The 13,691-nt window shown below is 64.2% G+C and carries 16 protein-coding genes; all 16 read left to right on the top strand.

What is annotated here, in order from left to right; all coding sequences use genetic code 11:
- Nucleotides 1–276 precede the first annotated feature (276 nt).
- The 16 genes from rplO (at nt 277) to D5084_RS00425 (ending at nt 13,567) form a co-directional block, all read left to right on the top strand.
- The gene (gene rplO / locus D5084_RS00500) at nt 277–756 is read left to right on the top strand and encodes a 50S ribosomal protein L15 (protein ID WP_128513558.1); all 480 of its coding nucleotides are present in this window, start codon (nt 277–279) and stop codon (nt 754–756) included.
- Between the two features lie 131 nt (nt 757–887).
- A complete protein-coding gene (gene secY, locus D5084_RS00495; RefSeq protein WP_128513557.1) occupies nt 888–2,258 on the top strand; it encodes a preprotein translocase subunit SecY in 1,371 nt (456 codons plus the stop codon).
- A gap of 3 nt (nt 2,259–2,261) precedes the next feature.
- Entirely contained in the window at nt 2,262–2,906 is a 645-nt protein-coding gene (locus tag D5084_RS00490; RefSeq protein WP_128513556.1) for an adenylate kinase, read from the top strand.
- Nucleotides 2,907–3,278: 372 nt separating this feature from the next.
- Nucleotides 3,279–3,647, top strand: coding sequence for a 30S ribosomal protein S13 (gene rpsM / locus D5084_RS00485; protein ID WP_128513555.1), 369 nt, complete (start codon nt 3,279–3,281; stop codon nt 3,645–3,647).
- Between the two features lie 13 nt (nt 3,648–3,660).
- Nucleotides 3,661–4,056 carry a 30S ribosomal protein S11 gene (rpsK, locus tag D5084_RS00480; RefSeq protein ID WP_128513554.1) on the top strand — a complete coding sequence of 132 codons (396 nt, stop codon included), beginning with the start codon at nt 3,661–3,663 and terminating at the stop codon, nt 4,054–4,056.
- Between the two features lie 120 nt (nt 4,057–4,176).
- Entirely contained in the window at nt 4,177–5,193 is a 1,017-nt protein-coding gene (locus tag D5084_RS00475; protein ID WP_128513553.1) for a DNA-directed RNA polymerase subunit alpha, read from the top strand.
- Nucleotides 5,194–5,329: 136 nt separating this feature from the next.
- Nucleotides 5,330–5,740: a 50S ribosomal protein L17 gene (gene rplQ, locus D5084_RS00470; RefSeq protein WP_128513552.1), complete on the top strand. Its 411-nt coding sequence runs from the start codon at nt 5,330–5,332 to the stop codon at nt 5,738–5,740.
- A 180-nt stretch (nt 5,741–5,920) separates the two neighbouring features.
- On the top strand, nt 5,921–6,532 hold the full coding sequence (locus tag D5084_RS00465) for a helix-turn-helix transcriptional regulator (RefSeq protein WP_128513551.1): 612 nt from the start codon (nt 5,921–5,923) through the stop codon (nt 6,530–6,532).
- Nucleotides 6,533–6,583: 51 nt separating this feature from the next.
- Complete coding sequence (locus D5084_RS00460; RefSeq protein ID WP_128513550.1) at nt 6,584–7,171, top strand: acyl-homoserine-lactone synthase; 588 nt, start codon at nt 6,584–6,586, stop codon at nt 7,169–7,171.
- Nucleotides 7,172–7,270: 99 nt separating this feature from the next.
- Nucleotides 7,271–7,882, top strand: coding sequence for an autoinducer binding domain-containing protein (locus tag D5084_RS00455; protein ID WP_128513549.1), 612 nt, complete (start codon nt 7,271–7,273; stop codon nt 7,880–7,882).
- A gap of 52 nt (nt 7,883–7,934) precedes the next feature.
- Complete coding sequence (locus D5084_RS00450) at nt 7,935–8,525, top strand: acyl-homoserine-lactone synthase (protein WP_128513548.1); 591 nt, start codon at nt 7,935–7,937, stop codon at nt 8,523–8,525.
- Between the two features lie 92 nt (nt 8,526–8,617).
- Nucleotides 8,618–9,988, top strand: a complete 1,371-nt coding sequence (locus D5084_RS00445; RefSeq protein ID WP_128513547.1) for a trypsin-like peptidase domain-containing protein — start codon at nt 8,618–8,620, stop codon at nt 9,986–9,988.
- Nucleotides 9,989–10,017: 29 nt separating this feature from the next.
- Nucleotides 10,018–11,325, top strand: a complete 1,308-nt coding sequence (locus D5084_RS00440; RefSeq protein WP_128513546.1) for a replication-associated recombination protein A — start codon at nt 10,018–10,020, stop codon at nt 11,323–11,325.
- A gap of 123 nt (nt 11,326–11,448) precedes the next feature.
- Nucleotides 11,449–11,823 carry a fluoride efflux transporter CrcB gene (gene crcB / locus D5084_RS00435; RefSeq protein ID WP_128513545.1) on the top strand — a complete coding sequence of 125 codons (375 nt, stop codon included), beginning with the start codon at nt 11,449–11,451 and terminating at the stop codon, nt 11,821–11,823.
- Nucleotides 11,820–12,863 (top strand): RluA family pseudouridine synthase, encoded by a 1,044-nt coding sequence (locus D5084_RS00430; protein WP_128513544.1) that lies wholly within the window; start codon nt 11,820–11,822, stop codon nt 12,861–12,863. Before crcB ends, D5084_RS00430 begins: the two co-directional genes overlap by 4 nt.
- Nucleotides 12,860–13,567 carry an ATP12 family chaperone protein gene (locus D5084_RS00425; RefSeq protein ID WP_128513543.1) on the top strand — a complete coding sequence of 236 codons (708 nt, stop codon included), beginning with the start codon at nt 12,860–12,862 and terminating at the stop codon, nt 13,565–13,567. Before D5084_RS00430 ends, D5084_RS00425 begins: the two co-directional genes overlap by 4 nt.
- The last annotated feature ends 124 nt before the right edge of the window (nt 13,568–13,691 follow it).

The raw sequence follows: 13,691 nt of genomic DNA, 5'->3' as shown, positions 1-13,691 counted from the left end.
GCTGGAAAACACCAGCACAGGCCCTCGCCGAGGAACTCGAAAAAACAACAACAACCGTTGCACTTGGAACTTGAGTTAACCCCACCCTAACGCGATTTCACAACCTATTGAAATCGTTCAGTCCAAAAGGCGCGCCACGCGCGGCGCCCTTTTCCTTGCCAAGCCCCTCGCCTTCCTGTAATGCCCCCCCGGTGGCCAAGTCCGGCCATGAGAATCAAGAAAAGCCGTGGTCGTCCCGTTCTCGCTTCGGGGGCGCATCCGGCAAGGAGAAGCGAAATGAAACTGCATGAACTCGCCGACAATCCCGGCGCGGCCAAGAAACAGAAACGCGTCGCGCGCGGCCCGGGCTCGGGCAAGGGCAAGACCGCCGGCCGGGGTATCAAGGGCCAGAAGTCCCGCTCGGGCGTCGCCATCGGCGGCTACGAAGGCGGCCAGATGCCGCTGTACCGCCGCCTGCCGAAGCGCGGCTTCAACAAGCCGAACCGTCTGGAATTCGCCGTCGTCAACCTCGGCATGATCGAGAAGTTCATCGCCGCCGGCAAGCTGGACCCCAAGGTCGAGATCACCGAGGACGCGCTGGTCGCGGCTGGTGTCACCTCGAACAAGCGCGACGGCATCCGGGTGCTGGCCAAGGGCGAGATCAAGTCCAAGGTCAACCTGACGGTCACCGGCGCCTCGGCTTCGGCTGTGGAAGCCGTGGAAAAGGCCGGTGGCAAGGTCACGCTCCTGGCACCTGTGGCGGCGGCTGCTGAATAACCCGCCCGGGCGCGGAGGCGACCAAATAGGCATTGTGAGCCGCCCAAAGGTCGCTTACATCAGCTTCCAGTTTTCCCGCGCCGCCGAACCGGAAAACGGTCCGGCGGCGCTTGGCTTGAAAGAGACCTGACATGGCATCTGCTGCCGAACAAATGGCCGCGAACCTCAGCTGGGGCATGCTTGGCAAGGCAACCGACCTGCGCCAGCGCATCTTCTTCACGATCGGCCTGCTGATCGTCTACCGGCTCGGGACCTACATCCCCGTTCCCGGCATCGACGCCGAGGCGCTGCGGCAGTTCATGGACAAGGCGGGCCAGGGCATCGGCGGCATGTTGAACATGTTCACCGGGGGCGCCATCAAGCGGATGGGGATCTTTGCCCTGGGGATCATGCCCTACATCAGCGCCTCGATCATCGTGCAGCTTCTGTCCACCATGTACGGACCCTGGCAGCAGCTGAAGAAGGAAGGCGAGCAGGGCCGCAAGAAGCTGAACCAGTACACCCGCTATGGCACCGTGGCGCTGGCGATCCTTCAGGGCTACGGCATCGCCATGTCGATCCAGAGCGGGGGCCTTGCGCACAATCCGGGCCTGTTCTTCGTCGCCTCCTGCGTCATCACGCTGGTCGGCGGCACCATGTTCCTGATGTGGCTGGGCGAGCAGATCACCGCGCGCGGCATCGGCAACGGCATCTCTCTCATCATCTTCGTCGGCATCGTTGCCGAAATTCCGGCCGCCATCGCGCAGTTCTTTGCACAGGGCCGGTCGGGCGCGCTGTCGACCCCGGTGATCCTGGGGATCCTGGTGATGGTCGTCGTGGTCATCACCTTTGTCGTGTTCATGGAGCGCGCGCTGCGCAAGATCGCGATCCTCTATCCGCGTCGCCAGGTGGGGATGAAGGTCTATGAGGGCGGCTCGTCCCACCTGCCGATCAAGGTCAACCCGGCGGGCGTGATCCCGGCGATCTTCGCCTCGTCGATCCTCTTGCTGCCGACGACGATCAGCACCTTCTCGGGCTCGAGCACCAACCCGGTCCTGTCCTGGCTAGCCGCGAACCTTGGCTATGGCCAGCCGCTCCACCTGGTCTTCCTCGCCGGGATGATCGTGTTCTTCGCCTATTTCTACACCCTGAACGTGTCGTTCAAGGTCGATGAGGTGGCCGAGAACCTGAAGAACCAGAATGCCTCGATCCCCGGCATCCGACCGGGCAAGAAGACCGAGGAATACCTGGAATATGTGGTCAACCGCGTCCTTGTGCTGGGTTCGGCCTATCTGGCGGCTGTCTGTCTGCTGCCCGAAATCCTGATCAGCCGTGTCGGTATTCCGTTCTACTTCGGGGGTACTTCGGTCCTGATCGTCGTGTCGGTGACGATGGACACGATACAGCAGGTCCAGTCGCACCTTCTGGCGCACCAGTACGAAGCCCTGATCGAGAAGTCGCAGCTGCGCGGCCGCAAGAAGCCGGGTGCCAAGACCGCGCCCAAGGCCCCTGCGCGGCGCTGACCCATGGCGAACATCATTCTTCTGGGTCCGCCGGGGGCGGGGAAAGGCACTCAGGCCAAGCGGCTGGAAGAGACGCGCGGCATGGTGCAGCTGTCGACCGGCGACATGCTGAAAGAGGCGATCGCCCAGGGCACGGACCTTGGTCGCCGTGTCGAAGGCATCATGGCCCGGGGCGAACTGGTGACGGACGAGATCGTCATCGGCCTGATCGAGCACAAGATGACGGAAGGCGCGCGGGGCGGCTTCATCTTCGACGGCTTCCCGCGCACGCTGAAGCAGGCGGATGCCCTTGCCGAGCTGATGGCCCGGACCGGGTCCAGGCTGGATCGCGTGATCGAGATGCAGGTGGATGACGCGGCGCTGGTCGACCGGATCACCGGGCGGTTCACCTGTGGCAACTGCGGTGCCGTCTATCACGACAGGACCCATCCGACCAGGGTGCCGGGCATCTGTGATGCCTGCGGCAGCACGGATCTGAGGCGGCGGGCCGACGACAATGCCGAGACGCTGAAGACTCGGCTGATGGAATACTACAAGAAGACCTCGCCGCTGATCGGCTATTACTATGCCAAGGGGTTGTTGACGTCGGTCGACGGCCTGGCCGATGTGGATACGGTGTCCTCTGCAATCGCTTCTGTCCTGGACTGACCGACCGCCGTTGCAGAGCGACCGACCGGCTGGACCACGGATCACTGGTTGACACCGGGAGCGTCCTCTCGGGACCGAAAGGCCAGGAATCACCACCCTTGTCCACGAAGACCGCGCCGGACAGCGGCCTGGTTTGCTGGTTTCCCCGGCACTGGCAGTCGGCCCTAGCGCGACCCTTGGGCTGTGCCTGTCGGTCACCGGGCCGATCCCCTTGACGCCACCCGGAAAACCCCATATGGCACGGCGTCCCGCGGCAGAATCGCCTTGCGGGCCTTCCTTATTGGAAGTTCGTATCGCCGGGTTAACACCCCGCGCGGTGTTGTGAAAAAAGGTTCTGGCACTACGGAACCGCAACGAAGAAGGACGACACGTTTGGCACGTATTGCTGGCGTCAACATTCCGACCGCGAAACGGGTTCCGATCGCGCTCACCTACATCACCGGGATCGGCCCCCATACGGCCAACACCATCTGCGAAGCGCTGAAGATCGACCCCGCGCGCCGGGTGAACCAGCTGACCGACAGCGAAGTGCTGGCGATCCGCGAATACATCGATGCCAACCTGACTGTCGAGGGCGACCTGCGCCGCGAAGTCACGATGAACATCAAGCGTCTGATGGACCTGGGCTGCTATCGGGGCCTGCGTCACCGCAAGGGCCTGCCGGTCCGCGGTCAGCGCACCCATACCAACGCCCGCACCCGCAAAGGCCCCGCAAAGGCCATTGCCGGCAAGAAGAAATAAGGGGGCCGGATAGATGGCACGCGATACCAAGACCGTCCGCACCAAGAAGAAAGAACGCAAGAACATTGCTGCCGGCGTGGCGCATGTGAACTCGTCGTTCAACAACACCAAGATCCTGATCTCGGACGTGCAGGGCAACGCGATCTCGTGGTCGTCCTCGGGCACCATGGGCTTCAAGGGCTCGCGCAAGTCGACGCCCTACGCCGCCCAGATGGCCGCCGAAGACGCTGGCCGCAAGGCGCAGGAACATGGCGTCCGCACGCTTGAGGTCGAAGTGCAGGGCCCGGGTTCGGGCCGTGAATCGGCGCTGCGCGCCCTGGCGGCCGTCGGCTTCCAGATCACCTCGATCCGCGACGTGACCCCGCTGGCGCACAACGGTTGCCGCCCGCCGAAGCGCCGCCGCGTTTAAGGCATTGATTTCTGCCGGGCCGTGAGGGTCATCCCTCGCGGCCCGGTTTTCGTCGTTTACGATCCTCGGGCGTCCGCCAGCTTTCGGACATCGGCAGCGGACAAGAATAGGGGCTTCAGAATGATCCACAAGAACTGGCAGGAACTCATCAAGCCGACGCAACTGGTCGTCAAGCCGGGGGCAGATGCGTCGCGCGTTGCGACCGTGATCGCCGAGCCGCTGGAGCGGGGCTTCGGCCTGACGCTGGGCAACGCGCTGCGCCGTGTGCTGATGTCTTCGCTGCAGGGGGCGGCCATCACCTCGGTCCAGATCGACAACGTGCTGCACGAGTTCTCGTCCGTGGCCGGTGTCCGCGAGGACGTGACCGACATCGTGCTGAACCTCAAGGGCGTGTCGATCAAGATGGATGTCGACGGTCCGAAGCGGCTGTCGATCTCGGCCAAGGGGCCGGGCGTTGTCACGGCTGGCGACATTTCGGAATCGAACGGCATCGAGGTCCTGAACAAGGACCATGTGATCTGCCACCTCGACGACGGCGCGGATGTGTTCATGGAGCTGACCGTGAACACCGGCAAGGGCTATGTCTCGGCCGACAAGAACCGGCCCGAGGACGCGCCCATCGGTCTGATCCCGATCGATGCGATCTATTCGCCGGTCAAGAAGGTCAGCTACGAAGTCACACCTACCCGTGAAGGTCAGGTGCTGGACTATGACAAGCTGACGATGAAGGTGGAAACCGACGGCAGCCTGACGCCCGAAGACGCCGTGGCCTATGCCGCGCGCATCCTGCAGGACCAGCTGTCGATCTTCGTCAACTTCGAGGAACCCGAATCGGCCAAGGTCGGCGAGATCGACTCTGGCCTGGAGTTCAACCCGCTGCTGCTGAAGAAGGTGGACGAGCTGGAGCTTTCGGTCCGTTCGGCCAACTGCCTGAAGAACGACAACATCGTCTACATCGGCGACCTGATCCAGAAGACCGAGGCCGAGATGCTGCGCACCCCGAACTTCGGCCGCAAGTCGCTGAACGAGATCAAGGAAGTGCTGTCCGGCATGGGCCTGCATCTTGGGATGGACGTCGAAAGCTGGCCGCCGGAGAACATCGAGGATCTGGCGAAGCGGTTCGAGGATCAGTTCTGACAATCGCAGGGTGGGCAGTGTTGCCCACCCTGCCAAATGCCCGCACTTGCGGGGAACGACTGGCGCAAGCCCAAGGTGAGCGGGTCCATTCGTAGGTCCTGCCGGACAAAGCAAAACACGCGGATAGGAGATTCCAATGCGTCACGCCCGCGGCTACCGCCGCCTGAACCGTACCCACGAACACCGCAAGGCGCTGTTCGCCAACATGGCCGGCTCTCTGATCGAGCACGAGCAGATCAAGACCACCCTGCCCAAGGCCAAGGAACTGCGCCCCGTGATCGAAAAGCTGATCACGTTGGCCAAGCGCGGCGATCTGCACGCCCGCCGTCAGGCCGCGGCCCAGCTGAAGCAGGACCAGCATGTCGAGCGTCTGTTCGCCATCCTCGGCCCCCGCTACAAGGACCGTCAGGGCGGCTATGTCCGCGTTGTGAAGGCGGGCTTCCGCTTTGGCGACATGGCGCCGATGGCGATCATCGAATTCGTCGATCGCGATACTTCGGCAAAGGGCGCGGGCGACCGGGCGCGTACCGAAGCCGCCGAAGCCTGAGAGCAGACCGCCGGACCAGGCTTTTCGAAGGCCCGCCATAGTTTGGCGGGCCTTCGGCATTCTTCGGCCGGGCATGCCTGCAACCAGCCCAAATGACGCCGTCTTGTGCCAGCAAGGTACTGGCGTGCTTAAAACTTTACACTTAAGGTTGAGAGTAGCCTTGCAGGGATCCAGGGGCTGATGTCGCAGAGCAAGAAATTGACTGAACTTTATGAAGAGTTGCATGATCTGGCGCCGGAGGGCTATGCCGTCGGCCTTCACATCCGGTTTGCCAGCCCGCTGATCTATCACAGCCGCTATCCCGCCGACTGGGTCGAGTACTACAATTCGCATTCCTATTATTTGCGCGATCCGGTGATCTTCTGGGGAATAGGCACTGCGGGAACGCGCCGGTGGAGCGAAATTCCGCTGCCCGATCCATTCGAGCTTCTGAAGAAAGCCGCAAGCTACGGCATGAAATACGGGGCAGTTTCGTCCTATGGCCCGATTACCTCGCGCTCGATGGCGGGGATCACACGGTCGGACCGCGAATTCACCGATGCAGAGTTGGAGCGTCTGGCCGATATAACTGCGCGCCTGCATATCGCCGCCAAGCCGCCCTCCGAACTGACCAGGGCGCAAATCGAGGCGCTGCAATGTCTTGCGAATGGGGACCGTCACACAGCTGCTGCAGCAAAGCTCGGGATTTCCGAAAGTGCCTTCAAGGCAAGACTGAATTCGGCGCGAATCAGGCTTGAGGCACGGACGACAGCCGAAGCCTTGAAGAAGGCGCGGGAATACCGACTGCTGTAGGCTTGTGATGTTTCCCTCTGACTGTACGACCAAAAGCAGAAGGAGACGGAAATGGAAGTGACCACGCTATCCTACGACAACCTGCACAATCACGGCGAGCTGTTCGCCAACATGTTCAGGGCGCGCCACCGGGCGTTCATCCAGCACAACAAGTGGGACCTGCCGCAGTCGAACGGGATGGAGTTCGACCAATACGACACGCCCGCAAGCCGCTGGGTCGCGGTGCACGAAAACGGTGAGGTTCTGGCGGGTATCCGGCTGACGCCGACGACCCACAAATGCGGGATCTACAGCTACATGATCCGCGACGCGCAGCGCGGGCTTCTGGAATCGATCCCGTCGAACCTGCTGAATTTCCCCGCCCCGGTTTCGGAAACGATCTGGGAAAGCAGCCGCGTCTTCGTCTCGGAATCCGTCCCCGCCGCAATGCGTCTTCGGGTCCAGCTGCAGCTTCGCCAGGAAATGGTGAATGCAGCCCGGGAATTGGGTGCGACCTCGGTTCTGGGCCTTATCCCCGAAGCGTCCCGCCGCATTGGCCGTCGCGTCGGTCTGGAATGCGAACCCGTGGGGCCATTGCTGAACTTCGACGGACTGGACTGCGTCTGCGTGACGATCAGCATGGCGCCGAAAATGCATTGATGGCCTTTATTCGGCATGGGCCGATTTCGCAACGATGGACTGGAATCATGGGGCCGACACGCTATAGTGGTGCGGCCTCTGATGACGTGTTGAGTGGGAATGAGTAACAGGACAAGTATCGATGTCGAGTTGAAGAATATTGCCCGGATGGCAAGCGCAGGCTACTTCATCGGTCTGCACATCCGTTTTACTTCACCCCTGATGACGTTTCAGACCTACGACCAGCGGTGGATCGATCATTATACCGAAAACGGATATGTGCTGCGGGACCCGATGACCGCGTGGGGGTTCTCGCGGACGGGCTGGATCAGATGGAGCGATCCGGCCTTGCTTGATCCCTTTGGTCTTTTCAAGGAAGCCGCTCGATATGGGCTGAACTTTGGCGCTACTGTCGCCTTTGGCCCGATCAAGTCGCGCACCATTGCAAGTTTCGCCCGGGAGGACCGGGAGTTTCGGGACGAAGAGATCGTGAAGCTTGAACGGGCGGTGATACGCCTGCACGAGCTGAGTGAGCCGCCCGAAGCCTTGACCGAGGCCCAGATCGAGGCCTTGAGATGTATTGCAGGGGGCGACCGGTTTGCTGCGGCGGCAGAAAGGCTGGGAATCTCGGAAAGCGCGTTGAAAGCCCGGATCAGTTCGGCCCGCGACCGGTTGATGGCGCGGACGACTGCCGAAGCGATCCAGCGCGCCAAGGACAACCGTCTGATCTGACGGGCGTCTCCTGCAAGGTTACGACTGACCCCCAACCCTGCAGGAGGATCCTATGCAGACCACGACGCTTTCCTTTGCCAACATGCACAACCATGGCGAGCTTTTCGCCAACATGCTGCGCGCCCGGCGCGAGCTGTTCATCGTCCACAACAAGTGGAACCTGCCCGAGGCGATGGGCATGGAATACGACCAGTACGACACTCCGGCGAGCCGCTGGGTGGTGGTCCACGATGAGACCGGCAAGGTGCTGGCCGGCAACCGGCTGACACCCACGACGCATGGCTGCGGCATCTACAGTTACATGATCCGCGACGCGCAGCGCGGTCTGCTGGAGACGATCCCGGCCAATCTGCTGTATGATACCGCGCCGGTCGAGGCGCATATCTGGGAAAGCTCGCGTCTCTTCGTGGCGCATGACACGCCCGCCGCGATCCGGCGTCGGGTCCATGCCCAGCTGATCGCGCAACTGGGGGAAACCGTGCGCAGCCTGGGCGCGACACATTGCCTCACGCTGCTGGCGGCGACCTGGCCGCGCTGGGCCGACCGGGTAGGCGTGAAGATGCGGGCGATGGGGCCGGTCATGGTGATCGACGGGATCGAGAACCAGGTGGTCGAGATGGACTTCACTGGTACCGTGCACTGATAGTCCAGGGAGAGGCAACCGGGGTCTCCCAGTTGCCTCTCCCGGTCGTCGGCGACACAGTGCACGCGATTGTGGCCAACCCGAGTCGTTCCATGCTGCGTCTTGTTCTTGTGGCTTTCGTCTCGACCGCCCTGCCGGTCAAGGCGGAAACCTCTGTTCCCGAAAGCGCGCAACAGATTTCCCTGTCCTTCGCGCCAGTGGTCGCAGAGGCCGCCCCGGCGGTGGTCAACATCTATGCCCGCAGCGAAGTGCGCGACCGTCGGAACCCGTTTCAGGGCGATCCCTTCTTCGACCAGTTCTTCGGGACGAACGGGCCGCCACGGGTGCAGAATTCGCTGGGCTCGGGGGTCATCACCTCGGCAGAGGGGATAGTCGTCTCGAATTACCATGTGGTCGAGAATGCGACCGACATCCGCGTGGTCCTCGCCGACAGGCGCGAATATTCCGCCCGGGTCCTGCTGGCCGACAGGCAGAGCGATCTGGCCGTGCTGAAGGTCGATGCCGACGCGCCCCTGCCGGCGCTGGCGCTGGCCGACAGCGACGCCTTGCAGGTGGGCGATCTGGTGCTGGCGATCGGCAACCCGTTCGGGGTGGGGCAGACGGTCAGCTCGGGCATCGTCTCGGGCCTGGCGCGCTCGGCTTTGCAGGTGGGGGACGGGTCGGGCTATTTCGTGCAGACCGATGCGCCGATCAATCCGGGCAACTCGGGCGGGGCGCTGGTGGACATGGCCGGAAGGCTGGTGGGGATCAACACCGCGATCCTGACCAAGGATGGCGGGTCGAACGGCATCGGCTTTGCGATCCCCTCGAACCTGGTCGCGGCCTTCATCGCCCAGGCAAAGGCGGGCGAGACCCGGTTCCAGCGGCCCTGGGCCGGGATGACCGGGCAGGAGGTCGATGGCACGCTGGCCGAGGCTCTGGGGCTGGACCGGCCGCTGGGGGTGATGATTACCGCGCTGCATCCGCAAAGCCCGCTGGCGGCCGCCGGGCTGGCGGAGGGGGACGTGATCCTGTCGTTGGGCGGGGCGCCGGTGAACACGCCGCAGGAACTTCTGTATCGTCTGACCGTGCTGGGCAACGGGCCGCAGGCGGTCAGCTACCTCAAGGAGGGGGCGACGGGCGAGGCGCAGGTGACGCTCGGCCCCGCCCCGGACGAACCGGACCGGGCGGAACTGACGGTGCGGGACGATGTGATCCTGCGCGGGGCGACGCTGGTGCGGATCAACCCCGCGGTGATCGCTGACCTGCATCTGCCGCTGGACGCCCGCGGCGTGGCCGTGACCGAGGCCACGGATTTCGCGCGTGAGGTGGGGTTGCAGGCGGGCGACGTGCTGGTGGCGATCAACGGTGAGCCGCTGGAGACGCCCCAGGACGCGCTGGTGGCGGCCTCGCAGCCCTCGCGGCGCTGGCAGATCGACCTGATCCGGGCAGGCGAGCCGCTGCGGCTGCGCTTCCGGCTTTAGTCCGGCCGGGCAGCCGGATAAGATGGGTCATGGCCGATCTGTTCGACATGCCCCAGTCCCCTGACACCGGTCCCCGCCCGCTGGCCGACCGGCTGCGACCGAAGGCGCTGTCCGAGGTCATCGGGCAGGACAAGGTCCTGTCGCGCGACGGCCCGCTTGGGGCGATGCTGGCGGCGGGGTCCCTGTCGTCGCTGATCCTCTGGGGGCCGCCCGGGGTGGGCAAGACCACCATCGCGCGACTGCTGGCGGATGAGACCGCGCTTCATTTCGTGCAGATCAGCGCGATCTTCACCGGGGTGCCGGAGCTGCGGAAGGTGTTCGAGGCGGCAAAGCTGCGGCGGCAGAACGGCAAGGGGACGCTGCTGTTCGTGGACGAGATCCACCGCTTCAACAAGGCACAGCAGGACGGGTTTCTGCCGCATATGGAGGATGGCACCATCCTTCTTGTCGGCGCGACGACCGAGAATCCAAGTTTCGAGCTGAACGCCGCGCTGTTGTCTCGCAGTCAAGTCATTGTACTGGAGCGACTTTCCTTGGCCGATCTGGAAAGGTTGGCGCAACGGGCCGAGAAGGAGTTGGGCCGGGCCCTGCCCTTGCAGGGCGAGGCGCGCGAGGCGCTGCTGGAGATGGCTGATGGGGATGGGCGGGCTTTGCTGAACCTCATCGAGCAGGTGGCGGCCTGGAAGGTGGATCAGAACCTTACCCGCGACATGCTTTCCCAAAGGTTGATGCGGCGGGCAGCGAAATACGACAAGGCGGGGGAGGAACATTACAACCTGATCAGCGCCTTGCACAAATCGGTGCGGGGATCGGACCCGGATGCCGCGCTTTACTGGTTCGCGCGGATGCTGGAGGGCGGTGAGGACCCCCGGTTTCTGGCGCGGCGGATCACCCGGATGGCGGTCGAGGACATCGGCCTGGCCGACCCGCAGGCCGAGGCGGTCTGCCTTGACGGCTGGCAGACCTATGAGCGGCTGGGCTCGCCGGAAGGTGAGCTCGCCCTCGCGCAAGCCGTTGTTTATCTTGCACTCGCCCCGAAATCGAACGCGGTCTACACGGCCTACAAGGCGGCGCGGGCAGCAGCGCGAGAGACGGGCAGCCTGATGCCGCCGAAGCATATCCTGAACGCGCCGACCCGGATGATGAAGGACCAGGGCTATGGGGCGGGCTATGCCTATGACCATGATGCCGAGGATGGGTTCTCCGGGCAGAACTATTTCCCGGACGGCATGAAGCGGCCGGTCTGGTATCTGCCGCCTGAACGGGGTTTCGAGCGCGAGCTGAAGAAGCGGGTGGAGTATTTCGCGAAGCTCCGGGCGAAACGGCAGGACGGGTAGCGCCGATTTCTTCGAAGAAATCGTCCCGGAGCCTGCAAAGGCTCCGGGACGGAATTTTCGAAAGTTCCGGTGCAATTCCTGCGAACATTGACATTCCGCCCGCACCGCCGCAAAGGGGGGCGCATGTTCCAGACCCTTCTTCAGGTCGCCCTTGGGGGCGCGATCGGTGCATCCCTGCGCTATCTTGCCAATGTCGGTGTGATGCGCTGGATCGGGCCGGGCTTTCCCTATGCCACGGTGATCGTCAATGTCGTCGGCTCGTTCGTCATGGGGGTCATCGTCGTGGTTCTGGCAAAGAAGGGCGGCACGGCCTATGCGCCCTTCCTGATGACCGGGGTCCTGGGCGGGTTCACCACCTTCTCGGCCTTTTCGCTGGACACGCTGACCCTGTGGGAGCGCGGCCAGCACGAGCTTGCGGTCGCCTATGTCGGGGTGTCTGTCATCCTGTCGCTGACGGCGATCGTTGCCGGGCTGAGCGTGGCGAGGGCTCTGACATGAGCGTCCAGATGCTGACAGTGACCGAGGACGAAGGCGAGCAGCGGCTGGACAAATGGCTGCGTCGCCGTTTTCCGCAGCTGAACCAGGTCGTGGTCGAGAAGCTGTGCCGCACGGGTCAGATCCGGGTGGATTCGGGGCGCGTGAAGGCCTCGGACCGGGTGATGCCGGGCCAGACCGTGCGGGTGCCGCCCCTGCCCGCTGCGGCCCCCCGGGCCGAGGCGCGGGTGCAGGGTGTGTCGGCGGCGGATGCGCGGATGATCCAGGGCGCGGTTCTGTGGAAGGACGAGCACATCATCGTCCTGAACAAGCCCGCGGGTCTGCCGTCGCAGGGGGGCTCGGGGCAGGGCGACCGGCATGTGGACGGGCTGAGCGAGGCGCTGAAGTTCGGCTACAAGGACAAGCCCAAGCTGGTGCATCGGCTGGACAAGGACACCTCGGGCGTGTTGATGCTGGCCCGCACCGACCGCGTGGCACGGGCCCTGAGCGAGGCGCTGCGGCACCGCAACGCGCGCAAGATCTACTGGGCGGTGGTGGCCGGCGTGCCGCATCCGCGCAAGGGGTCGATCAAGTTCGCGCTGGAGAAGGCTCCGGGCCGGGGCAGGGGCGGCGAGGGCGAGAAGATGCTCTGCGTCCACCCCGCCAAGATGGCGGATCACCCCGACGCCAAGCGCGCGCAGACCGATTATTTCACCCTGTGGTTCCTGGGCACCCGTCTGTCGTGGATGGCGCTGGAGCCGATCACCGGGCGCACCCACCAGCTGCGCGCGCATATGGCCGAGATCGGGCATCCGATCATCGGCGACGGCAAGTATGGCGGGTCCGAGGCCGAGAACCTGGGCGATGGCTGGGGCGCGGGGGCGGGCGGGGACCTGTCGAAGAAGCTGCACCTTCATGCCCGCAGCCTGACGATCGAGCATCCGATCACCAAGGTCCTGCTGACCTTCACCGCGCCCCTGCCCGAGCACATGGCGCGGACCTGGAGGCTTCTGGACTGGAAAGAGGATGACGTGCCCGCCGATCCGTTCGAGGCGATCAGATGAGCGTCTGGGCGGCCCGGCGGTTCTGGACCACGGCCAGCGCCGTTGCGACGGAAGGCGGGTTCACCGTGCAGCTGGACGCGCGCCCGGTGCGGACGCCGTTGAAGGCGCCGCTGGTGCTGCCGACGCTGGCCCTGGCCGAAGCCGTGGCGGCGGAATGGCAGGCGCAGCTGGGCAAGGTCGACCCCGAGACGATGCCCTTCACGCGGACCGCGAACTCGGCCATCGACAAGGTCGCGCCGCAGATGGACGAGGTCGCGGCGATGCTGGCGGCCTATGGTGGCTCGGACCTGCTGTGCTACCGGGCCGAGGGGCCGCAGGAGCTGGTGGCGCGGCAATCCGAGGCCTGGGACCCGATCCTCGACTGGGCGGCCGGGGTGCTGGACGCGCCGCTGCGGGTGACGGTCGGAGTGATGCATGTCGAGCAACCGGCGGCCAGCCTGGCGACGCTGCATGAACTGGTCGGTCGGATGACGCCGTTCCAGCTTGCGGCCTTTCACGACCTGGTGGCGATGTCGGGCTCGCTGGTTCTTGCGCTGGCCCTGGTGCGCGGGCGGATCACCGTGGACGACGCCTGGCGGCTGTCGCGGATCGACGAGGATTGGCAGATTTCGCAATGGGGCGAGGACGAGGAGGCGGCCGATGTCACGCTTCGCAAGCAGGCCGCCTTCCGGCACGCGGACCGATTCTATGGATTGTGCGGGTAACAACTTTGACCAAAACCTGTGCAGACCGGGTTTATCAGGCTGTTCGACTGTTCTAACCCGCAGAAAATGGGCATTTTTCCCGATTGCGGCAGAGCCCGCTTGACCAACAAAAGCGCTTTCGCCG

This window comes from Tabrizicola thermarum (assembly GCF_003574395.1).
GTDB classification, from domain to species: domain Bacteria; phylum Pseudomonadota; class Alphaproteobacteria; order Rhodobacterales; family Rhodobacteraceae; genus Tabrizicola; species Tabrizicola thermarum.
Note: the sequence above shows the minus strand (reverse complement) of the source record. Positions and strands in the feature narration are given on the sequence as shown.

Excerpts from the sequence above, each read along its gene's own strand:
- rplO (WP_128513558.1), top strand. The coding sequence starts at position 277 with ATGAAACTGCATGAACTCGCCGACAATCCCGGCGCGGCCAAGAAACAG.
- secY (WP_128513557.1), top strand. The coding sequence starts at position 888 with ATGGCATCTGCTGCCGAACAAATGGCCGCGAACCTCAGCTGGGGCATG.
- D5084_RS00490 (WP_128513556.1), top strand. The coding sequence starts at position 2,262 with ATGGCGAACATCATTCTTCTGGGTCCGCCGGGGGCGGGGAAAGGCACT.
- rpsK (WP_128513554.1), top strand. The coding sequence starts at position 3,661 with ATGGCACGCGATACCAAGACCGTCCGCACCAAGAAGAAAGAACGCAAG.
- D5084_RS00475 (WP_128513553.1), top strand. The coding sequence starts at position 4,177 with ATGATCCACAAGAACTGGCAGGAACTCATCAAGCCGACGCAACTGGTC.
- rplQ (WP_128513552.1), top strand. The coding sequence starts at position 5,330 with ATGCGTCACGCCCGCGGCTACCGCCGCCTGAACCGTACCCACGAACAC.
- D5084_RS00465 (WP_128513551.1), top strand. The coding sequence starts at position 5,921 with ATGTCGCAGAGCAAGAAATTGACTGAACTTTATGAAGAGTTGCATGAT.
- D5084_RS00460 (WP_128513550.1), top strand. The coding sequence starts at position 6,584 with ATGGAAGTGACCACGCTATCCTACGACAACCTGCACAATCACGGCGAG.
- D5084_RS00455 (WP_128513549.1), top strand. The coding sequence starts at position 7,271 with ATGAGTAACAGGACAAGTATCGATGTCGAGTTGAAGAATATTGCCCGG.
- D5084_RS00450 (WP_128513548.1), top strand. The coding sequence starts at position 7,935 with ATGCAGACCACGACGCTTTCCTTTGCCAACATGCACAACCATGGCGAG.
- D5084_RS00445 (WP_128513547.1), top strand. The coding sequence starts at position 8,618 with ATGCTGCGTCTTGTTCTTGTGGCTTTCGTCTCGACCGCCCTGCCGGTC.
- D5084_RS00440 (WP_128513546.1), top strand. The coding sequence starts at position 10,018 with ATGGCCGATCTGTTCGACATGCCCCAGTCCCCTGACACCGGTCCCCGC.
- crcB (WP_128513545.1), top strand. The coding sequence starts at position 11,449 with ATGTTCCAGACCCTTCTTCAGGTCGCCCTTGGGGGCGCGATCGGTGCA.
- D5084_RS00430 (WP_128513544.1), top strand. The coding sequence starts at position 11,820 with ATGAGCGTCCAGATGCTGACAGTGACCGAGGACGAAGGCGAGCAGCGG.
- D5084_RS00425 (WP_128513543.1), top strand. The coding sequence starts at position 12,860 with ATGAGCGTCTGGGCGGCCCGGCGGTTCTGGACCACGGCCAGCGCCGTT.